The sequence below is a fragment of the Sporolactobacillus kofuensis genome, assembly GCF_024125425.1.
Lineage (GTDB): Bacteria > Bacillota > Bacilli > Bacillales > Sporolactobacillaceae > Sporolactobacillus > Sporolactobacillus kofuensis.
Genome location: NZ_JAMXWN010000001.1, coordinates 295,973 through 316,752, shown reverse-complemented (window position 1 = coordinate 316,752; position 20,780 = coordinate 295,973). Strand labels below are relative to the sequence as shown.

Here is a 20,780-nt window from a genome sequence, read left to right as displayed (position 1 = left end):
TATGAACTTGTTTTTATAGATAGATAGATAAAAGTATGCTTGTTTTAAAGTCACTTAACATGAGAATTTGAGCTTATGCCTGTAACCCCGGCTTGTATACACGTGTTGCTTCAACTGCTTTTGCCCAACCTGTATAGAGCAGGGATCTTTTTTCATCACTCATCGCTACTTGATAAGATTTTCCCAGTTCCCATATCTGGGCTACTTCATCCTTGTTTTTCCAGATGCCTACAGCAAGCCCAGCAAGATAGGCTGCTCCCAGCGCAGTTGTTTCATTGTTTGTTGGTCGTTGAACTGGGACACCAAGGATATCACTCTGAAATTGCATCAGAAAATCATTCATTGATGCACCGCCGTCTGCGCGAAGTGTATTCAGTGTAATACCCGAATCTTTTTCCATTGCATTTAGTACATCTTTTGTTTGATAGGCCAGCGATTCAAGTGTCGCACGTATAAAATGTTCTTTTGTCGTCCCCCGCGTCAAACCGAAAATGGCTCCACGAGCATCCGAATCCCAATAAGGGGTTCCTAATCCGACAAAAGCTGGTACAAAATAAACACCATCGGTTGAATCTACTCGAGTTGCATAGTTTTCACTTTCCGGAGATGATTTGATCATTCGTAGTCCATCACGCAACCATTGAATCGCAGATCCGGCTACAAATATACTCCCCTCTAAACCATAATTGATTTTTCCGTCTAGACCCCAAGCTATTGTCGTTAAGAGCCCGGTTTTGGAATGCACCGCTTTCTCACCCGTATTCATGAGCATGAAGCATCCTGTTCCATACGTATTCTTCACCATTCCCGGCTCAAAGCAGGTTTGGCCGAACAATGCAGCTTGCTGATCACCGGCAATACCGCAAATCGGCACTTCTTCCCCAAAGAAATGATAACTGATCGTTTTGGTATAAATTTCAGAGGAAGAATGTACTTCGGGAAGCATCTTCTTCGGAATGTCCAGCATCGCAAGTAAATCGTCGTCCCAATTCAGATCATAAATATTGTACATCATCGTACGCGAAGCATTTGTATAATCTGTGACATGCGCTTTTCCGCCAGAAAGCTTCCAAATCAGCCAGCTATCAATGGTCCCAAACAGCAAGTCACCTTTTTCTGCTTTTTCACGAGCATTTTCTACGTGATCCAGAATCCATTTCACTTTTGTTCCTGAAAAGTAAGCATCGATCAGTAGTCCCGTTTTGCTACGTACAAGATCATCGTACCCTTTTTCCTTCAGATCACGACATATCTCATCCGTTTGGCGTGATTGCCAAACAATGGCATGGTAGATTGGGTGGCCAGTATTCCGATCCCAGACAACTGTCGTTTCGCGCTGATTTGTAATACCGATTCCAGCCACATCTCGAGGAGAGATTTCACTCGTAGACAATGCGTCGGCAATGACTGCTAGAATTGCACCCCAGATTTCATTTGCATCTTGTTCCACCCAGCCAGGGTTTGGGAAAAACTGGGTGAATTCTTTCTGTGCTGTCTGAATGATACGTCCATGATCATCAAAAATCATCGCCCGTACACTCGTCGTTCCCTCATCTAACGCAAGAATATATTTTCCCATTTTTTTCCCCTCTCACTTTTCAATTATTTATTCTGAAGTTACCTGATCCTGTACGATCCGTTGTGTAGCATACTTTCGTTCACTTCTAAGAGCAAAAATAATCACGATCAGGCTTACGCCACCAAAAACCCAGAAAGCCGTGGTCATTTGTCCAATAAAGAGTGCTTTGTAGAACAGAGCACCGAATACACCGCCAATAATCGGCCCTATTACTGGAATCCAAGCGTAGCCCCAGTTCGAACTCCCTTTACCGATAATTGGAAGAATCGCATGCGCTATCCTTGGTGCTAGATCACGTGCTGGATTGATGGCATATCCTGTTGTCCCACCTAGAGACATACCGATCACAATGATTAAAAATCCAACAATCAGAGGATTTATCCCTTGAGCAAATTTGTTGGCACCAATAGCCAATATGCCCACGACAAGAACAAACGTCCCAATCATTTCACTGAGCAAATTGGCCCAACGATGAGGGATTGCCGGACCAGTGCAGAAAATACCGCGCTTCACTCCTGGATCATCCGTCTCCCTCCAATGCGGCAGGTAGTGCAGAAAGACAATGCAGGCACCTAGAAACCCGCCAATGAGCTGGCCGGCAATATATACTGGGACCTCGCTCCAGGGAAAATCTCCAGTTGAAGCGAGTGCTAGAGTCAATGCAGGATTTAGATGTGCCCCACTGATTCTGCCGACCGCATAAGCACCAATTGCGACCGCAAGTCCCCAACCCATAGTGATCACGATCCAGCCGGAATTTCTAGCATAAGATTTTTTCAGACTAACGCCTGCGCACACCCCATCACCAAGTATGATTAGGATCATTGTACCAATCAACTCGCCTAAGAAACCGGACATCCTATTCCCCCCTATGTTGATTCATTGCGGACTGGATTGGGCATCTTTCCTTTCTCGCGCAAAAAAAATCCACTCTTGGCATGTCTGGATCATCAAACATGGTCCAGATTGCTGTTAAGTGGAAGATCCAATCTCAGTATCCGCGTATCATTAACTTGACACTTTTGATGATAGTCTAAAATGTAAGCGCTGTCAACAAATTGTTAAAAAAAGGTCAAGATTTGTTCACAATTGAGTGGATTGAATAAATTTCCAAAGCTGCCGATTTGATGTTGAAACCGCTGATGCGCCTGCAGCCAATGCATCCTTGATTTCCTGTTCTGTCCGGATCAATCCACCGGCAATCACCGGGACAGCTGCTCTTTCTCTCACTTCTTTGATCATTTTAGGTATAAGCCCTGGAAGAAGTTCTACATAATTAGGTTGCACTTGCTGAAGCAGCCGATACCCAGTGTCCAACGACCTCGAATCAAGAAGAAAAATGCGCAATACGGTTATTAATCCACGTTTCTTTGCCAATTCAAGGACATTTGCCCGAGTAGAGATAATACCAAACGGACGAATATTTTGGCAAATAAATTCTGTTGCGTACAAATCATTTTTCAGTCCTTGTATGAAATCTGTATGCAGAAAGACATTTTTCTGATTTTGTTTTGCTAGCTTGGTGATTGCTCCGATTTGTGAGATATGACTATCCAAAACAATAATAGATTGAACGGGGGACATGAGCAGCTTTTCATAGTCTTTCATGTTGTTCACAGCAGGAATGATACCATTAATCGCAGATAGTATTATATCAATCCCTTCTTCCAATTCATATTTAAAATTCTAATAATCTTCCAAGATCAGTTTGATCATAACATATTTTGAACCAGGAATTTACACAAGGTGTACCAAGCGATACCCAAAAACAGTTGACAAAAAAAATTACATTCTAATCTTATAATTCACGATCGAGTTTGGTAGGTCTTACTTAAAAAAAGGACTTAGCCAAGTCCTTTTTTTAAATTGTTTATGCGTCGATTACTCGCTTGCCACGGGAGATCTGTGAGCTTCCTCGTTCAACACGTTGTCTGCGGGGTCTCACTTGGCTCGCGATCATCCGGAACGCTCCGCAGGCGTATCGCATCTTCGCTACATTTTTACACAATTAGATTTATACCTTCTTTAAAAAAAACCTTACCTTTTTAAAGGGTAAGATTTAATAAAGATCCGATTCCAATTATTTTATGCATGATTAATGATTTTTGGGGTTACAATGAAAAATTTGTAAAATCAATTTCTGTTTCTACTTGTTTGAAAGTCTATCTTCCCATCCAGCCGCCATCCACAGCTAACAAATGGCCATTGACATAATTTGACGCATCTGAAGCTAAAAAGACAACAGCCCCCATAAAATCTTCAGGTTTTCCCCATCTTCCTGCAGGAATGCGTTCTAAAATTTGCCGACTTCGTACGCTGTCATTAATTAGTGCGTGATTCATATCGGTTGCAACATAACCCGGAACAATAGCGTTTACATTTACATTATCTTTTGCCCACTCGTTTGCCAAGGCTTTCGTCAGTTGGGCAACTCCACCTTTAGCAGATGCGTAGGCAGGGATATTAATGCCGCCTTGAAATGAATTCAGTGATGCCAAGTTTATTATCTTGCCCTTTTTTTGTGCGACCATGAATTTTCCTGCACCCTGGCATAATAGCCACACTGCCTTTAAGTTTACCTGAATAACATCGTCCCAATCGGTTTCTTTAAAAGAGACAGCCGGTGAACGACGCTGGATCCCTGCATTGTTAACAAGAATATCAATGCTTCCAAATTTGTCGATCACCGCCGGTATCACTGCTTTAACCTGTGCTTCATCTTCTAAATCACAGGGAATACTCGCACTCTTATAGCCTAATTCTTCAATTTCCTTCTGAACGGACGTGTTTTCTATGTCACGTTGAAGAGAAACGACTGTTGCTCCCGCTTCTGCTAGTGCAATCGCCATTTTTCGTCCAATTCCTCTTGTCGCGCCTGTTATTGCTGCAATTTTTCCATCTAGTCGAAACATAGTCATAGCCACCTTTATCTACTCGGTTGAAATAATATTTTTAACGATTGCTCAGGATCCGCCATTAATTCAAAACCTTGTTTTATTTGCTCTAATGGAAGTTGATGCGAAATGAGTGGTTCAACATCGATCTGTCCCGTTGCCATCATTTGTATTGCGGTTTCAAAATCACTTGAGGAGTAGCATCTTGTTGTGGTTAGTGACAGTTCCCGGAAATGCATGGCGGCAAGATCAATCATAGGTTTGTGTTTAAATACACTGACAACAACGATATGTCCCTGTGTCTTACAGCTATCGATCATTTGCTGCGTCGTGATATCTGTCCCCGCTACCTCAAAAACAATATCGGAACCCTTCCCATTCGTCGCCTGCTTCACTGTATCAACGATATTTTCCTTCTTCGCATCAATAGGAATAAATCCTAATTCTTCTGCTTTACTCAAACGGAATGGACTGACGTCTGAGATAAAAATATTCCCAGCACCCGCCAGTTTTGATACAAGACCAACAATCAACCCGATAGGGCCTGCTCCAAGTATCGTAACGGTGTCTCCGACTTTCAACTTTGAGCGTCTAACTGTATGAATTCCTACGGCCAAAGGTTCTGCTAACGCCGCAAAAGCATCGCTTAAAGAATCAGGGACTCTATGCAATCGATCCAATGGTACGGATACATATTCCGCAAAACCCCCATGCCAATCAATCCCGATTAATCCTAATGAATCACAGACATGAGGATTTCCTGATCGACATGCTGCGCAATGTCCGCAACTAATCGTCGGTTCGACGACAATGCGATCGCCCACTTGAAAACTTGAATTTCCATTTATTTCATCGATTACCCCACTGAATTCATGGCCCATTGCAAGCGGAGCTTTCGCTCTTGGATGTTTCCCCTTGTAAATCATCATGTCCGTTCCACAAATTCCTGCGTAGGATACCTTGATCAGTGCCTCATTTTCTTGAATTCCCGGCTTTTTCAGTTCGTCAATCGCTACATTTTTTTCTGAGAGATATAAACCTGCCTTCATGACACATTCCCCTTATTAAGTATTTTAATAGCTTAGTACAGAGAAATCTATTCACGGTTTAAAACATCATCAGGAACAAAGAAATAACGTCAAGAGCTTTGAAATTGCAATGAAAACAATCACATTGTAATCGTTTTCATTTAATATGGATATTTACTTCTTGATGAGATTATTACAATTCTTTGTGATAGGAACCTTTATGAAGGTTATTGATTACCATTTGGCAGGTATGCCAAGGGGATTAGCTGGTTTATATGAACCTATTACCTAAAAGCTAGTGAAATCTCATTGAATCGATTATAAAACTACAAATTATGTATCCCCCGCGTATAGATTGGGGGAATAGTAACGGCTCATGTTATGTCGGGGGATGAAAGAATGAACGGTTATGTTCAGCTAATCTGATGATTCTACCGCTTTTTTGTTTTCTCAATCGCCTTAGGCAGCTCTGCATGCAGCTCTGTTACAGCTGCTTCAATATACGCTTTTAGTTTTTCATCTTTAATAAAATAGAGCAAACGCTTACGCGCAAACCTGAGAAGGCTATCCGCTACCACTTCATATTTTTCTTCGCCTCTGTCACTGCCTCTAAAAGTTGATTCAGCAGCCTTAACCAAGAACGCTGCTTTGCTCTTCATCAGTTTATCTATAATATATGGGACACCCACATTTAGAATATAAGCGACAAGCGCCGGTATCACAACGGATGCGACCGGATCAACCACATATTTCAGAAATTCCTGCATGGTACCACCCCTCAATCGTTCAACTTATTGCCAGGAGAATGTTTTTGATACTTCAAATAGAGCCACCTCGCTCATAAAAACGTGAGCCACTCCATTTCCAGTTGGAGCATTGTCTTTACATGGAGAGGGAGGCATGATAAACTTTCCGCTGCTCGAAAAACCTTGGTGCGATACTTTTCGAGAGCAGTCATGCCTCTAGAGGCTCCATGTCAAGACATCCCAAAATTTCCAATTCAAAAGTCAAGAGTGGCTCACGATGATGTGATCGGAGTGGCTCAAAGTCTGGTTATCAAAAACAGAGAATTTGTGTCCAGGCACAAATTATTCTCCTAATTAAGTTTATTCACCGCTGCTTCCTTTGCTTTTGTTATCGACTAAAGAGAATCGCCTTTTTTTAATTCGTAGGTATGAGATTGAGTAATCCATGATATGAATGAAGGTGCTGAAAAGTGGAGCGGACGGAGGAGTATGATAAAGAACCAGTTGGAAGTGGCATTCATCAGCTTCTAGACGATGACCATTTCGAATATGTAGATTTTCAAGCAGGTAAACCGTGTATGAGTCAATACCAGCAGTAAGTGAAGACACTTACAATGCTTACCATTTGGCAGAGGAGGAATTCTCATGAAACGGAGCCATTATTTAGTGATCGTCGCAGCTTTATTTGCAAGTTTGATATTTTCCGGATGCTCTCCGCAACAAAGTGAGGCAGAATACGCTGGCACCATAAAGACACATTTTTTCAAAACCAAAAATCTTAAGTATCCTCAAATTAAAGGATTAGCAAATAAGAACGCGCAAACCAAAATAAACACCGCACTAAGAAAATACGCAGAAATCGTTTATCAACAGCAAAACAGGTTAGTAAAGCAATACAAACTAGATAAAACACAAAATAAAAGTATTAAGCCCTACTTTAAAAAATTGACCTACAAAGTCGTTTATCACACGCATGGAAAACTAAGCATTTTAACAACAAATTCTGGCTATGCCGGCGACGCGGATGGGTTTCTATACATTAAAGGGTTTAATTTCGATACAAACACAGGACAATCTCGTTCACTCCGATCTAATTTTTCAAGCTTTGAGCAGTACAAAAAAGCAAATGCTTATGCTCTAAACTATATGAAGGACAGGAAAAAAAGCTATCCCTTTGCCAGCAATAGTACATTTATCTATGGGCATACTTATTTCTGGACAAATCAAGGGCTTACAGTGGTTTTTCAAGTGTATAAGGTTCGTCCCTATGCCTACGGTCCTGCCTATATACCAATCCCAAAATCTTACCTAAAGTAATGACTTCTACCTACTTTTTCTTTGCAAGAAGAAGCTTAACTATATAAAATTTACCATAAATCAGAATTAATTGAGGAGTGATCTATGTTGAATGAATTGAATTATGTTGTCATTGATTTTGAAACGGCAAACGAATCTCGTGCATCAGCTTGTTCACTTGGCATGTTAAAAGTTATAGATGGCAAAATTACCGATTCTTATTACAGCCTAATTAATCCTGAAACTTATTTTGACTCGTACAACACATATATCCATGGGATTACCGAAGAGGATGTTGCCAGTGCGCCAACTTATCCCACAACTGCTGAAAACATCCAAAATTTCGTTGATAATCTTCCTGTAGTTGCCCATTTTGCACCGTTTGATACGGGTGTAATAAGAGAAAGTAATCAAAGGTATGGGATCCACTTTGAATTCGATTACTTTGATTCTTACTCTCTCTCTCGATCTCTTATTGATCCAAAATTGTTATCTTACAAACTTAATAAAGTCGCCGATTACTTTGGTTACCAATCATTTGAACACCATCACGCTTTGGAAGACTGCAAAGCATGTTCATATATAGTAAATGAATTAGCAAGAGCATTTAACGCAAAGTCCCTGGATGAACTGATTAAATTAGCTGGCTATCCACAATTCGGACATGTCAATCAAGATGAAAGTTGGAAACCATTCAGAAAAAGATACTCGTCAGGAAGTTCTTCGGATCTCTTTAATTCACTGGATTTCAGCAAAGCTAAAGATGCGAATTCAGCTGGTTATTTTTATGGTAAGAGTGTGGTATTCACGGGGAAATTATTGAGCATGCAAAGGAAAAATGCGATGCAACATGTGATAAATGCCGGTGGCAACCCTCAAAAAGGAATTAACAAAATGACAAATGTTCTAGTCGTTGGAAAAGAAGATCCAAAAGTAGTTGGTTCGGACGGAAAATCAAGTAAAATAAAAAAAGTTGAACAGCTATTGTCTGACGGATTAGATATTCAAATTATGGATGAAGATGAATTTCTAAAAATGATAAATGGATGATAAAACATTAAAACGAATGTTGGATCTTTTTGTTCGTCTGGATCAAAAGCTAAGTGAACTAAAAAGTGCCGCAGAGGATTGGCTTTATACTCGGTGGGATCACAAAGACTCAATATCAACGGTTCATCAATGAGCTTCGAAAAAAGTATAAAAAAAGAACCGTACAATCCATTCACTCAATCGTTTGCACGGCGTTTAATAAAGCGGTTGAACTGGAACTAATCCCAATTAACAAGTTCCATACTATCTCCATCGTTGACGATGATGAGGTGAAACTCAACCATCTGACTCGTGATGAAGTCTCTGTTTTCATGAGAGCAGCTCGTCTTTCTCCTTTTCATCACTTTGTCATTGCCTCCCTTTATTACGGACAGGCATGCGGAAGGGCGAAATGCTTGCTCTAACCCTAAACGATGTGGACCTGGTTAAAAAAATATTTGCATTACCAAATCTCGTGACCACACCGGCGAACATTTACCAAAAACCAAGTATACGAACGATTGCCATTGATGACATTCTTGTTTCCGTACTGAAGAAGTACCAAACCGCAAAAGAAATATCGGTTAAGTCACAAACACAATTTTGAATCTGAGTACCTGCTGACGATTCCCAACGGCACTGAGATGGGCGAATATGGCGTGAACAAAATCATTGATATGCTTAGCTAAAACGGATTTGGACAAACATCTCACTCCTCACGTCCTAAGACATCCACATGCAATCATGCTTCTTGAGAGTGGTGTTGATATCAAATCCGTGAGTGAGCGTCTAGGACACAGCAGTGTTGAATTTACAGCGAATGTATACCTCTATTTCACTAAGAACTTGGAAGACAAATTGATCAACAACTTGCAGTCGTATCTGACGTATTAAATTTGCATATACCCCTCTGAAAACCCCGTCACTGCACGCGTTTGAACATCTTTTCCATTTCGTAGGGCGTAAAGTGAACAAGTACTGGCCGGCCATGAGGGCAGGAAAATGGATCTTTTGCCTTGCTTAGTGAATCCAGCAGTGCCTGAATTTCGTCTGATCGAAGGTAGTGGTTTGCTTTGATCGATCGTTTGCAAGACATCATCATGGCCAACTTCTCGCGCAATTTCTTGATCGAGACTTTCCCTGTTTCGATCAATTGATGGACAATGTCATTAATCAATTCTTCCTCTTTGCCCTTTGGCATCCAAGTTGGATAGGATCGAATGATCAGACTGCGTGCGCCAAATTCTTCGAAACTCAGACCAATATCACGTAAGTACTCTTGGTATTCAACAACGGTCTCATATTCCGAAGCGCTGAATTCAAACGTCATCGGCACGAGCAATTCCTGCACCTCTCGTGCTGTTTCTCCAACCTTTTCACGAAAATATTCATATTTAATCCGTTCTTGTGCAGCATGCTGATCGATGATATACAGCCCGTCTTCATTTTGAGCGAAAATATAGGTGCCATGCATCTGCCCGATTGGGTACAGTTTAGGCATGCGCCTCTTCGGTTCATTATCCGGTTCGACTCGCTCTGACTCTATTCCTTCATCATTCTGTTGCGCGGTTGTTTGAAAAGCAGTCGCGATTTCATCGAAATTATTAAGTGATGCAAAGTCACTTGTTTCCGGTTCATGGACCTCTTCTGAAAAAGTGGGTTTAGAGAATGATTCTATTGCTCGTTCTTCCGGCTCTGAAAATTCAGGTCCGATTTCGGCAGAGGGCGAAAAATCCAATGTTTGCTGTTCATTTTTGGGCTTTTCAGTAGAACGATGCGGCTTCCCTGAAACCGATGGAATCAGTCGTTCACGGTGGAAAGCTGAACGGATGGTTTCACTAATGAGCACACAAAGTTCTTTCTCTTTACTAATTCTTGCTTCGAGTTTAGCCGGATGGACATTAACATCGACAAGTGATGGATCCATCTGAATATGGAGCACACAGATTGGGTAACGGCCAATCATCATCAAGGTGTGGTAGCCATCCATAATACTGTTAAAGATCGGATAGTTCTTAATGAAACGGTTATTGATAAAGATATAGACATATTGCCTGCCTGCACGAGAAATTTGTGGATGAACAGCTAGTCCTTCGACTTTAAAGTCGAGAGATTCACCCGAAAAATTGAACGCAGATTTTGCCGTACGTACGCCGTAAATGGCTGCTAATACATGACTCAGATCACCGCTCCCATTTGATTGAAAAAGCGTTTTTTGTTCATGGATGAGCGTAAAACGAACGTTCGGATAAGCTAAAGCCATACGATTGATGACATCGCTAATTTTACCGAGCTCAGTGTGAATACTCTTCAAGTACTTTAGGCGTGCCGGTGTGTTGTAGAACAGGCGGTCGACTTTGATCTCTGTGCCCTTTCTGCTCTGTGCAATGCCCGATTGAATAATATGTCCGCCTTGAAGAACAAGATGTGTACCTGGATGTTCTCCGTCAGAAGTTGTGAGTTCAAGATAAGAAACTGCAGCAATACTTGGCAGCGCCTCACCACGAAAGCCAAGCGTAGCGATGTGAAAGAGATCGGCGTCCTCACGAATTTTACTTGTTGCATGGCGTTCAAAGGCGATTTGGCAATCTTCAGGTGCAAAACCTTGACCATTATCGGTCACTTTAATCGATTTGAGTCCGCCCTCTTCGACTTCGACCGTCACCGACGTCGCTTCCGCGTCAATCGCATTCTCCACAAGTTCTTTGACGACAGACGCCGGGCGTTCAACAACTTCTCCAGCCGCTATTTTATTTGCGAGTGCTTCACTGAGTCTTTTGACCACGCCCATATGCATTTCCTCCTTTCACACTCATTTTTTTAGGTCTTTTTGTAATTGGTATAACGTATTCATGGCATCCATCGGAGTCATCGTTAACAATTCGATTTTATCAAGGTCATGCAGTACTTTTCGTTCCCGTTTACTGAGGGCAGGTGCCTCTTCTGCATGTTTAGGTTCAGCAAAAAGGGCAAGCTGTTCGGGTTCTTCTTCAACAGTTGCCGCAGCCTCTACTTTTCCAGCAGGGTCAAAGGAAACCGGGGCCACCGACTGGATTTTATTGGAGGAAGATGCTTCAAGTCCTGTAAGAATCTCGTCTGCACGTTCAATCAGATTGTCCGGCAATCCCGCCAGTTTAGCTACATGAATCCCATAGCTCTTATCCGCTTGTCCACTCAGCACCTTGTGCAGAAATACAACAGTTCCATTTTCTTCCATCGCACCCACATGGATGTTCTTCAGCCGATCCAACTTCTCTTCCAAGAAGGTCAATTCGTGATAGTGTGTTGAGAAAAAGGTCTTTGCCGCAATATGATCATGGATATATTCAACAATTGCTTGAGCAATGGCAATGCCATCATAAGTGGATGTTCCTCGTCCAATTTCATCGAGTAGAATTAAACTATTCTGCGTTGCGTGGCTGAGTGCATAATTCGCTTCATCCATTTCCACCATGAATGTACTTTGCCCGGAAACCAAATCATCCGCTGCACCAATTCGAGTAAAAATTTGGTCAAACACCGGCACAATGGCTTGATCGGCAGGAACGAAGCAACCAATCTGTGCCATGATTGCCGTAAGTGCTGCTTGACGCATATAGGTACTCTTACCGCCCATATTGGGACCGGTAATCATCAGCAGATCACAATGCTTATCCATGTTGATGTCGTTCGCTACAAAAGAACCGTTGCGCATCACTTTTTCGATCACCGGATGTCTGCTATTCGTTATCGATAATGTGCGATCTTTTGAAAACTGAGGACGGACATAGCTATTGCGATCACTCACCGATGCAAAGCTTTGTAATACATCTAAACCGCTAACCAACCGCGCCAATTTCTGCAAACGCGCTGATTGTTCCTTTATTTGCATGCGGACATCACCGAAGAGTTGAAATTCCAAACCAACTCTTTTTTCTTCCGCTTCTAAGATAATCCGTTCTTTTTCCTTTAGTTCAGGGGTAATGAAACGCTCCGCATTAGAAAGTGTCTGCCTACGCTCATAGCGCCCCTCTGGAATCAATTTCAAATTTGGTCGTGAAACTTCGATATAGTAACCGAAAACCCGGTTATAGCCAATTTTTAGAGACCTAATACCGGTTTCCTCGCGCTCGCGTGCTTCAAGTTCAGCAATCCACTGTTTCCCATGTGTCGTCGCATCGCGGTATTGATCTAGGGTTTCGTTATACCCTTTCTTAATCATGCCACCATCAGCAGTTGTAAATGGCGGATCATCCACAATGGCCTCGGTGATCAATTTTCGGACTTCAGCGCATGGGTCCATTTCCTGCTCGTACTTAGATAACGATTCCTCGCCAAGCTCTGATAAGGTCCGTTTGATCTCAGGAATTTGTTCTAATGATCGCTTGAGTTGAACCACTTCACGCGGATTGACATTGCCGAAAGACACGCGTCCGACCAAACGTTCAAGATCATATACATTACCAAGCAGGGAACGCAACGTCTCCCGCTCCAGCAAATGATCCTTTAATGCAGCAGCCGCATCCATTCGTTTCTCAATCTCTGTTTGATTCAGTAATGGCTTCTCAATCCATTGTTTCAGTCGTCGCCCGCCCATTGCCGTCTTTACATCATCCAATAGCCAGAGGAGCGATCCATAGACTTTCTTCTCACGATTGGTGTGTGTTAACTCGAGATTCCTTCTCGAATGAAGGTCAATCATCATGAATTCATTTATATGATAGACATCGGCCTGTTGCAGGTGATCTAGAGACCGTTTTTGGGTGCTCACTAAATAATTCAGCAAACGACCAAGCGGGTGAAGCAATTTATCCTGATCAATACCAACTGTAATATGCTTTAATGTTTCAGGGACATTGTCTTGTTCACATTCCGAAAATGTCATGTTGAGCCGTTCAGCCAATTCTTCTTTCTTATCCGGAGCAAACTTAGGTGCGAGAACCAGTTCGCGCACATCGTTTGCATCCATTTCCTGAATCACACCGTCCCATGAAGCAATCAAAGTCACACGTGTTTCTCCAGTTGTCAGATCACTCATGGCAAAGCCAAAAGAACCGTCATCAAAGCCGCTTAGCGCAGCTAAATAATTATTTTTCTTAGGCTGAAGAGACTCATCTTCCATTATCGTTCCTGGCGTGATCATCTGAATCACTTCACGGCGAACCATGCCCTTTGCTTGTTTCGGGTCTTCCATTTGTTCACAAATGGCAATCTTATAGCCTTTATCAATTAAGACTTTAATGTATTGCTTGGCTGCATGATAAGGAATACCGCACATCGGTATGTATTCGTCTTTTCCGCCATTCCGTGATGTTAAAGCAATCTCAAGTTCTTTAGATGCCTTCTTTGCGTCTTCGAAAAACATTTCATAGAAATCACCAAGTCTAAAAAACAAGAATGCATCTTGATACTGCGCTTTAATCGCCAAATATTGTTGAATCATTGGTGTATAACTCATTGTCTGTCCACTCCACCTTGCCTACGTCCGATTGTATTGATGATCTTATTATTATAGCACAGGCTGATTACTCCCAGTGTCTTGATTGATCAGGAGCGTCATATTCATGTGTCTGTCCTATTCGTCTTAACGTTAAGTGATATAATATAAAAAATTAATGATGTTTGGGAGTGTGCTTATGCTTGAAGAGTTGGAAAAATTAAAAAGTAACGTTCGAAAAGTTCTTATAGGTAAAGATCAGATTGTGACACTCTTTTTTATCACGATGATCTGTGAGGGACACCTTCTCATGGAAGACGTCCCCGGAACAGGAAAAACAATGCTGGCAAAAATAATAGCTCAATCGATTAAAGGGCGCTTTCGACGCATACAATTTACGCCTGATCTTCTTCCATCAGATGTCACCGGAATCCGTTTTTTTAACCCCAAAACACAAAGCTTTGAACTCCAAATCGGCCCGGTGATGACGAACGTCCTGCTCGCAGATGAAATTAACCGCGCAACACCACGGGCACAATCGAGCTTACTCGAAGTCATGGAGGAACGACAAGTAACGATTGAGGGAGAAACCTTTCCTATTGAAGCACCTTTTCTTGTTCTCGCTACTCAAAATCCAATCGAATCTCAAGGAACCTTTTCACTTCCAGAAGCTCAAATGGACCGGTTCTTTATGCAAATTTCTTCTGGTTATCCAAGTTTTGATGAAGAAAAAGAAATGCTTCACATTCACCAGCTCGGAAACCCACTCAATCAAATTGAACCGGTTATTGACAGGGCAACGATCACCAAGCTTCAGGAGCAAGTCAGGCACGTGCATATTGAAGAGTCTGTTGAAAATTACTTATTAAATATCGTTCGTGCAACACGTGCGCATGACTGGGTGGAAAATGGTGTGAGTCCTCGGGGAACGCTTGCCTTTATGCGCGGTGTTCAAGCAAAAGCTCTGGTCTCCGGACGAACCTTTGTTGTTCCAGAGGATGTCAAGGCGATGGCACCTTATATGCTCGCACATAGGCTTGTTTTATCAATGGAAGGCGAAGTACACGCATCAAAGGGACAAGTCATTGATGACATACTTGCTCATTGTGATGTCCCTGTTGAATCAGGAACCCAAGTCAAATGAGGGGCTACGCAACCGAGTGGCAGACTCGGAATCAATCGCTCTTTTATTTGTTTGGAATCATTGTTCTGATTATCGGTTTTTTCAGAAATACATACCTGATCACACTCACCGGTGTGGGATTCATTTGCATTGCCTTTCTATCAAAAAAATACCTAACCTATATGATTCGAACATTATCCATTGACAATGTTGATCATAGTGTACGCTTGTCAATTGGCGATCAAGGGTCGCTCAACATTGCCTTTGTTAATTCGTCACACATTCCCTTTTTTGGAATACATGGCCGTATCGTTGCCGATCCAATAGTCACGTTTCATCCGAATAATCAAGAATCAGCAGAACCCGAGTATACATTTTTCCTCACTACTCCACCACAAAAGAAGGTGTTCGTCGGTTGCCCTGTTAAGGGTTTGGCGAGAGGAACGACTCGGATTCGCTCGTTTGAATTGGTCATCTCGGATCCTCTCCACATCAACTCATGTGTGCTTCAATTCCGTGAATTGCTGAAGAGCAGGATCATTGTGTACCCACGACCAGAACCCATTCAGCTGAATGTTGACTACCCACATGATCTGGGTAATCAACCAATCGCACGTTCATATTTTCAGGATGACACATCGCCATCAGGAATTCGAGATTATGCAACACACGACCCTTTTAAACATATTCATTGGAAAGCCAGTGCACGAATTGGACGACTTCAGACGAAAACATATGATCATGTGACTAATCAAAATTGGACACTCATATTTCTAAATTCATCACATCATTCAATTCATTCACGTGCTAATGACTTTGAAGAAAGAGTCTCTGTTGCAGCATGGATGACTCAATACGCACGAAAACATCAAATCGAGTTTTCTATTTATACGAATAGCAAAACGATGGGAAAGAAACTATTGGGAATCGATCAAGACCAAAGCGGCCAACAATTAAAACAAGCTTGGGAATTGCTTTCCTTTCTACAACATTGGCAAATAAAAACAGCAATTCCTGAAGCAATGCGGATTATTGATCAACGGTTGCATCGGCCTCAGGCCCTTTTCATCTTGACACTCGATCAACCAGAATTAGGTGCACCGTGGCTTGCCAAATGGATGAAAGATGGGCATAAGATCTACATACTAAAAGAAGACAACGGGATTTATCATCTCGAGCATATGGGGAGAGGAGGCGCAGCGATTGGCTAATCAAAAAAGAATACTCTCTATTCTTCTCTATACTCTATGTGAATGGTTGTTTTGTTACCTGATCTTACTCCCGTTCTCGCCGAATCAATGGATGATCGTTCTTCCATTCATGGCTTTTGCGGTTATTCATAGTCTCTTAATCGTCTTCTTAAAACGAAGGAAGCATGCGGATGCCTTTTCCTTACTTATGGTCTCTTTACTAATCGGTCTATTGGCATTAGTCGTTGTCCATATGAGTTTGCTCGCAAGTGCGACGCTCACCGCGCTCATCACTTATTTTGCAGTCAAGCGTGAACAAAAACAATCATCTGATCGACTTTCACTGCTCATCTTGCTTTTTGCGATTGTTGTCATCATTTATGTACTTTTCGCCGTGATCAGACAACCTGTCTCTTTGTTCTTTCTGCTTCTGATTGAAATCATGGCGAGCATCTCTTGGATCAGTTTGAATCTTCATAAGCAAGAAGGTCGCTGGCTCTTGATCAGCTCCGGTACTTTTTTGGCTGCTTCCGCAGTTCTTACCACGATCGTAATTTTTGCTAAACCGTGGGTTGAAATGGTCTACAACACCATATTCAATCTTATCGTTCGTCCGATTACGTATGGTGTTGCAACCCTTCTGTTTGGTTGGCTCAGCAGTTTATCAAACTTAGAATCTGCGCGCCGTATCCATAAAGCCCTCCAGAGTTCCAGTGCAGCAAGGCAGAAGAATGGACCACAATCCTCATTCTCAAGCCCTTTCTCTTTCCTTAGCTTTGATCAACTCATGGGTATTCTGATTGTTGTAGCCATACTTATTTTTGCTTTTTTGCTTTATCGCAAAGCAAAGCGGAAAAACCTGGTGCAAAAACAAAATGAAGTTAATGGTGGAGTGATCATTCAGGATCGATTCGATCACTCTTCAGGGCAAGGCTCAAAAAGATTTCTACATCGACGTTCTATACCGAAAAACCAGGTACGTCGTGCGATTTTTCAGCTTCAGAAGAAGGCTTCAAAACATAAATTAGGTCGCTATGGTTCGGAATCTCTTTCTGAATGGTTAGAGCGTTTATGTATTCCTCAAACCGGCACCCTAACTTCAGCATACGAGAAGGTCCGGTATGGCGAAAATACACTCACTGACTCGGAAAAGGTAGCATTCTTTCAAGCCATAAAAGAAGCAAAAAAGCAAATCCTCGAATTAAGTGCAAAAACCAAAAACAAGTAAAACGATTCGGCTGAGTTAAAATCAAAATACAGAAAGCTTTTTATTCATTCAAATTCAATCAGCATCTTATTGATAAAAAAATGATCTTGATCTGGTTCACTAGACCAAGATTTTTTTCATTTGCCAAAATAATTATGTTTCCCGATTATCTTTTCTCTAAAATCGTCTAAACACAACTAAAAAAAGAAGAAGTGGCTCAGCCCCTTCTTCCTTAGTCTTCGTCTTTATCATCGGTGAGTAAATCAGATTCCAGTCCACTAAGCTCTTTATCAAGTTCTTCTTCACTAGCATCATCATCGACTGCTTCGATGAGTCCATCGTCATCAACTTGGACCTTCACTTTTGTTTCTCCAATGACTTCAACAAGAAATTCACGTTCAACCTGAGCGACAACCTTATTGCCATTTGGCGAAATCTTTGCCTCGAGACAATTCGGTTCCTGTAACGTTCGACAAGTTACATCCACATGATCTGAGACCAATTGTTTGTCGCGAAGTGTTAGTGGCACACGATCACGGTAATTCACCGTTTCGCACACAACTTCTGTCTTTGTGTTGTTATTGTAGGAGTACCAAGTATTAATGTCGTAAGTACCTTCGACACTCACCGCATCCTTGTGGTAGGTTGTTTTATATTTATGATTGATCACCCAGCATCCAAGGATGTTCGAAGGTTTATGCGTTGGTGTCACGGTATGCGCGGATTGACTGAACTTCTTTCCTTTTCCGCAAATGGCCTTTGTGATAATTTCCCTATATGCATTCTCTGCCAAAAGTCCAAACCTCCTTTGCCTTCTTCATCTTCATGTTATGCAGGGCGAATGACACGTGTGAAACAAAAGAAAGTTGGAAGCAATAAAAAAAACTCCTCAAATGAGGAGCTTAATCAATCAATGGGCCATCTATCTAATGATTACTGTTTATTGTCCATGACGCGGCTGGATACCAGCTTCGCCATCAGTTGCAGAAAATCGTTCACATCTTCCTGCGACTGCTTAAATTCTTGAACCACAGGAATCGCATCAAGCTCTGCCTGCAGCTTATCGATCATCGCTTCATTCTGGTGATAGGCCTCCGCCTTACCAAAATGCTGTAAGTTTACGGATTCTTTCTGATATTTTTTAATTTGTTCAACAAGCCGTTGTACCTTTTGATTCGCACTAATCTTTGACTCCGCCTGCTTATAAAAGCGGATCTGATCGGAGTTTGATAGTTTTCCTGCAAGATCAGACGCTTTGGCAAGAATCTCTTCTTTTGAGTACTGGTAGGTCATTGTGGCAAAGCCTCCGCTTCCTTTTGCCATTCACCGTCGAGCGACCACATTTTTGCATCGGTAACTTTCACTTGAACCAGCTGTCCAATTAAAGATTTCGGTCCTCGGAAATTAACGACTTTATTTGTTCGCGTATGTCCGGACAGGACTTCAGCATTCTTACGGCTCTCACCTTCGACAAGTACCTCAACAATTTGATCTTGATACTTGGCATTGCTTTTTGCCGATAATTCATCGATCAATTGATTAAGGCGTTGCAACCGTTCCTTTTTCACTTCCATTGGAACATTGTCTTTCATTCGTGCAGCTGGCGTTCCCGCACGTGGTGAATAAATGAACGTGAACGCACCGTCAAACTGACATTCGCGAACAAGCGACATCGTTTCTTCAAACTGTTCATCTGTTTCATTCGGAAAGCCAACAATAATATCGGTCGTAAATGAAGCGTTTGGCACCGTATCCTTGATTTTATGAAAGAGATCTAGATAGCGTTCACGTGTATAGCCGCGACCCATGATCTTCAAGATGGCTGAACTTCCGGATTGAACAGGCAGGTGAATATGTTCGCATAGATTACCGCCTTTACCGAGCACTTCAATCAGATGATCGTCAAAATCTTTCGGATGACTCGTTGTAAAGCGTACTCGTGGAATCCCAATCTTACGGATTTCATCCATCAGATTTCCAAGGCCATAATTTTCCATATCCGGCAAATCTTTTCCATAGGCATTGACGTTCTGTCCGAGCAGCGTAACTTCCTTGTATCCTTGTCGTGCGAGATCACGTACTTCCTGAATAATCTCTTCCGGATGCCTGCTCCGTTCTTTCCCACGTGTATACGGTACAATACAGTACGTACAGAATTTGTCACAACCATACATAATATTGACCCATGCTTGAAAATGTCCGCGGCGGGATTGAGGAAGATTCTCAACGATATCGCCTTCTTTAGACCACACTTCAACAACCATTTCTTTACCAAACAATGCTTCCTTCAATAACTGTGGCAAACGGTGAATATTATGTGTACCAAAGATCAGATCGACCTGAGGATGTTTGGCAAGGATCTTATTAATGACCACTTCCTCCTGCGCCATACATCCGCAAACGCCAAGAATGAGTCCCGGATTTTCGACTTTCAGTGTCTTCAGGCGACCAATATGACCAAACACTTTATTTTCAGCGTTCTCACGAATCGCACACGTGTTTAGCAGGATGACATCAGCATCAATCGGCTCTTCCGTTTCTTGATAACCCATCTCTTCAAGAATTCCGGCCATGACTTCCGTATCATGTTCATTCATTTGGCAACCATAGGTTTCGATCAAATAACGTTTGCCCTTACCGATTGACTTCATATCTTCTGGAATACTAAAATCATTTATAATTTGAACGGCTTCTCTGCGACGCCTGCGCGCATCTTTCAAAGAAGGCGGTTGAAAATACTTTGAAAAATCAACTTTGCTGAATTTCGTATCAGCCACAAGGCAACATTCCTTTCAGATCTCATCCCTAAATTATAGCAAACTCATTCATGATATGAAAGAATCGGGATTTAATGATGAAATGTTCTGTTTATGAATTAAATTTTGAGTGTTTAAATAAACTTTTATTGTCTTTATTCAATGAACTGAATGAGTTAGTATAGTAAGATTAGTGTGCAAATTTTGTGATTATTTTAGATTTCTGGGGGGAACGAATTCTATTGAGAGCAATCCTGGAATTAATCCGTATTATTGTGATCTTTTTCCTTCTTGGTGAATTAATGGGCGCTTTGGTGAAGTTAATATATGCGCGTTTTGAAGTAAACGTAGACAATACCATTGGTGCTTGGTTAGTAGGATTATCCATCCTTACTCTACTTTTTATATTGTATAGAAATAAACTCCAATATTTTGGATTTTACAAAGGGACGGGCAGTTCTAAACTACCGAAGAAAGTTTGTATTTCTCTGATTTTTAGTTCAGTATTAATGCTAA

The 20,780-nt window shown here is 41.8% G+C and carries 19 protein-coding genes; 8 read left to right on the top strand and 11 right to left on the bottom strand.

The window, feature by feature from the left end:
* Positions 1-73 precede the first annotated feature (73 nt).
* From glpK to NIE32_RS01465, 6 genes are all read right to left on the bottom strand, one after another.
* The gene (gene glpK / locus NIE32_RS01490; protein WP_253052264.1) at positions 74-1,579 is read right to left on the bottom strand and encodes a glycerol kinase GlpK; all 1,506 of its coding nucleotides are present in this window, start codon (positions 1,577-1,579) and stop codon (positions 74-76) included.
* A gap of 27 nt (positions 1,580-1,606) precedes the next feature.
* On the bottom strand, positions 1,607-2,437 hold the full coding sequence (locus NIE32_RS01485) for an MIP/aquaporin family protein (protein ID WP_253052262.1): 831 nt from the start codon (positions 2,435-2,437) through the stop codon (positions 1,607-1,609).
* Positions 2,438-2,662: 225 nt separating this feature from the next.
* Positions 2,663-3,250 (bottom strand): glycerol-3-phosphate responsive antiterminator, encoded by a 588-nt coding sequence (locus NIE32_RS01480; protein WP_253052260.1) that lies wholly within the window; start codon positions 3,248-3,250, stop codon positions 2,663-2,665.
* Between the two features lie 491 nt (positions 3,251-3,741).
* Positions 3,742-4,497 carry a glucose 1-dehydrogenase gene (locus tag NIE32_RS01475; RefSeq protein ID WP_253052259.1) on the bottom strand — a complete coding sequence of 252 codons (756 nt, stop codon included), beginning with the start codon at positions 4,495-4,497 and terminating at the stop codon, positions 3,742-3,744.
* 8 nt (positions 4,498-4,505) lie between these two features.
* On the bottom strand, positions 4,506-5,522 hold the full coding sequence (locus NIE32_RS01470; protein ID WP_253052258.1) for a zinc-dependent alcohol dehydrogenase: 1,017 nt from the start codon (positions 5,520-5,522) through the stop codon (positions 4,506-4,508).
* 410 nt (positions 5,523-5,932) lie between these two features.
* The gene (locus NIE32_RS01465) at positions 5,933-6,268 is read right to left on the bottom strand and encodes a phage holin, LLH family (RefSeq protein ID WP_253052256.1); all 336 of its coding nucleotides are present in this window, start codon (positions 6,266-6,268) and stop codon (positions 5,933-5,935) included.
* Positions 6,269-6,717: 449 nt separating this feature from the next.
* Here NIE32_RS01465 and NIE32_RS14165 point away from each other — a divergent pair, with 449 nt between their 5' ends.
* The 5 genes from NIE32_RS14165 (at position 6,718) to NIE32_RS01445 (ending at position 9,466) form a co-directional block, all read left to right on the top strand.
* Positions 6,718-6,846, top strand: a complete 129-nt coding sequence (locus NIE32_RS14165; protein WP_290443375.1) for a hypothetical protein — start codon at positions 6,718-6,720, stop codon at positions 6,844-6,846.
* Between the two features lie 46 nt (positions 6,847-6,892).
* Positions 6,893-7,564 (top strand): DUF3298 and DUF4163 domain-containing protein, encoded by a 672-nt coding sequence (locus NIE32_RS01460; protein ID WP_253052255.1) that lies wholly within the window; start codon positions 6,893-6,895, stop codon positions 7,562-7,564.
* Positions 7,565-7,648: 84 nt separating this feature from the next.
* Positions 7,649-8,593: an exonuclease domain-containing protein gene (locus NIE32_RS01455; protein WP_253052254.1), complete on the top strand. Its 945-nt coding sequence runs from the start codon at positions 7,649-7,651 to the stop codon at positions 8,591-8,593.
* A gap of 391 nt (positions 8,594-8,984) precedes the next feature.
* The gene (locus NIE32_RS01450) at positions 8,985-9,179 is read left to right on the top strand and encodes a site-specific integrase (RefSeq protein WP_253052253.1); all 195 of its coding nucleotides are present in this window, start codon (positions 8,985-8,987) and stop codon (positions 9,177-9,179) included.
* A 137-nt stretch (positions 9,180-9,316) separates the two neighbouring features.
* Positions 9,317-9,466 (top strand): hypothetical protein, encoded by a 150-nt coding sequence (locus NIE32_RS01445; RefSeq protein ID WP_253052325.1) that lies wholly within the window; start codon positions 9,317-9,319, stop codon positions 9,464-9,466.
* A gap of 28 nt (positions 9,467-9,494) precedes the next feature.
* Here the strand turns inward: NIE32_RS01445 and mutL are convergent, their stop codons facing one another.
* Together mutL and mutS are read right to left on the bottom strand one after the other, a co-directional pair.
* Complete coding sequence (mutL, locus tag NIE32_RS01440) at positions 9,495-11,363, bottom strand: DNA mismatch repair endonuclease MutL (RefSeq protein WP_253052251.1); 1,869 nt, start codon at positions 11,361-11,363, stop codon at positions 9,495-9,497.
* Positions 11,364-11,384: 21 nt separating this feature from the next.
* Positions 11,385-14,009: a DNA mismatch repair protein MutS gene (mutS, locus tag NIE32_RS01435; RefSeq protein WP_253052249.1), complete on the bottom strand. Its 2,625-nt coding sequence runs from the start codon at positions 14,007-14,009 to the stop codon at positions 11,385-11,387.
* 178 nt (positions 14,010-14,187) lie between these two features.
* Here mutS and NIE32_RS01430 point away from each other — a divergent pair, with 178 nt between their 5' ends.
* From NIE32_RS01430 to NIE32_RS01420, 3 genes are read left to right on the top strand one after another with little or no spacing between them, the layout of a single operon-like run.
* Positions 14,188-15,132 (top strand): AAA family ATPase, encoded by a 945-nt coding sequence (locus NIE32_RS01430; protein ID WP_253052247.1) that lies wholly within the window; start codon positions 14,188-14,190, stop codon positions 15,130-15,132.
* Entirely contained in the window at positions 15,129-16,322 is a 1,194-nt protein-coding gene (locus NIE32_RS01425) for a DUF58 domain-containing protein (protein WP_253052245.1), read from the top strand. The genes NIE32_RS01430 and NIE32_RS01425 overlap by 4 nt, the downstream gene beginning before the upstream one ends.
* A complete protein-coding gene (locus NIE32_RS01420) occupies positions 16,315-17,529 on the top strand; it encodes a hypothetical protein (RefSeq protein ID WP_253052243.1) in 1,215 nt (404 codons plus the stop codon). The genes NIE32_RS01425 and NIE32_RS01420 overlap by 8 nt, the downstream gene beginning before the upstream one ends.
* A 211-nt stretch (positions 17,530-17,740) precedes the next feature.
* On the opposite strand, the gene cotE is transcribed toward NIE32_RS01420, so the two are convergent.
* From cotE to miaB, 3 genes are all read right to left on the bottom strand, one after another.
* Positions 17,741-18,301 carry an outer spore coat protein CotE gene (gene cotE, locus NIE32_RS01415; RefSeq protein ID WP_253052241.1) on the bottom strand — a complete coding sequence of 187 codons (561 nt, stop codon included), beginning with the start codon at positions 18,299-18,301 and terminating at the stop codon, positions 17,741-17,743.
* 140 nt (positions 18,302-18,441) lie between these two features.
* Positions 18,442-18,801, bottom strand: a complete 360-nt coding sequence (locus NIE32_RS01410; RefSeq protein WP_253052239.1) for a YlbF/YmcA family competence regulator — start codon at positions 18,799-18,801, stop codon at positions 18,442-18,444.
* A complete protein-coding gene (gene miaB, locus NIE32_RS01405; protein ID WP_253052237.1) occupies positions 18,798-20,285 on the bottom strand; it encodes a tRNA (N6-isopentenyl adenosine(37)-C2)-methylthiotransferase MiaB in 1,488 nt (495 codons plus the stop codon). Before miaB ends, NIE32_RS01410 begins: the two co-directional genes overlap by 4 nt.
* Between the last annotated feature and the right edge of the window lie 495 nt (positions 20,286-20,780).

Excerpts from the sequence above, each read along its gene's own strand:
- glpK (WP_253052264.1), bottom strand. The coding sequence starts at position 1,579 with ATGGGAAAATATATTCTTGCGTTAGATGAGGGAACGACGAGTGTACGG.
- NIE32_RS01485 (WP_253052262.1), bottom strand. The coding sequence starts at position 2,437 with ATGTCCGGTTTCTTAGGCGAGTTGATTGGTACAATGATCCTAATCATA.
- NIE32_RS01475 (WP_253052259.1), bottom strand. The coding sequence starts at position 4,497 with ATGACTATGTTTCGACTAGATGGAAAAATTGCAGCAATAACAGGCGCG.
- NIE32_RS01470 (WP_253052258.1), bottom strand. The coding sequence starts at position 5,522 with ATGAAGGCAGGTTTATATCTCTCAGAAAAAAATGTAGCGATTGACGAA.
- NIE32_RS01465 (WP_253052256.1), bottom strand. The coding sequence starts at position 6,268 with ATGCAGGAATTTCTGAAATATGTGGTTGATCCGGTCGCATCCGTTGTG.
- NIE32_RS01460 (WP_253052255.1), top strand. The coding sequence starts at position 6,893 with ATGAAACGGAGCCATTATTTAGTGATCGTCGCAGCTTTATTTGCAAGT.
- NIE32_RS01455 (WP_253052254.1), top strand. The coding sequence starts at position 7,649 with ATGTTGAATGAATTGAATTATGTTGTCATTGATTTTGAAACGGCAAAC.
- NIE32_RS01450 (WP_253052253.1), top strand. The coding sequence starts at position 8,985 with ATGCTTGCTCTAACCCTAAACGATGTGGACCTGGTTAAAAAAATATTT.
- NIE32_RS01445 (WP_253052325.1), top strand. The coding sequence starts at position 9,317 with ATGCTTCTTGAGAGTGGTGTTGATATCAAATCCGTGAGTGAGCGTCTA.
- mutL (WP_253052251.1), bottom strand. The coding sequence starts at position 11,363 with ATGGGCGTGGTCAAAAGACTCAGTGAAGCACTCGCAAATAAAATAGCG.
- mutS (WP_253052249.1), bottom strand. The coding sequence starts at position 14,009 with ATGAGTTATACACCAATGATTCAACAATATTTGGCGATTAAAGCGCAG.
- NIE32_RS01430 (WP_253052247.1), top strand. The coding sequence starts at position 14,188 with ATGCTTGAAGAGTTGGAAAAATTAAAAAGTAACGTTCGAAAAGTTCTT.
- NIE32_RS01425 (WP_253052245.1), top strand. The coding sequence starts at position 15,129 with ATGAGGGGCTACGCAACCGAGTGGCAGACTCGGAATCAATCGCTCTTT.
- NIE32_RS01410 (WP_253052239.1), bottom strand. The coding sequence starts at position 18,801 with ATGACCTACCAGTACTCAAAAGAAGAGATTCTTGCCAAAGCGTCTGAT.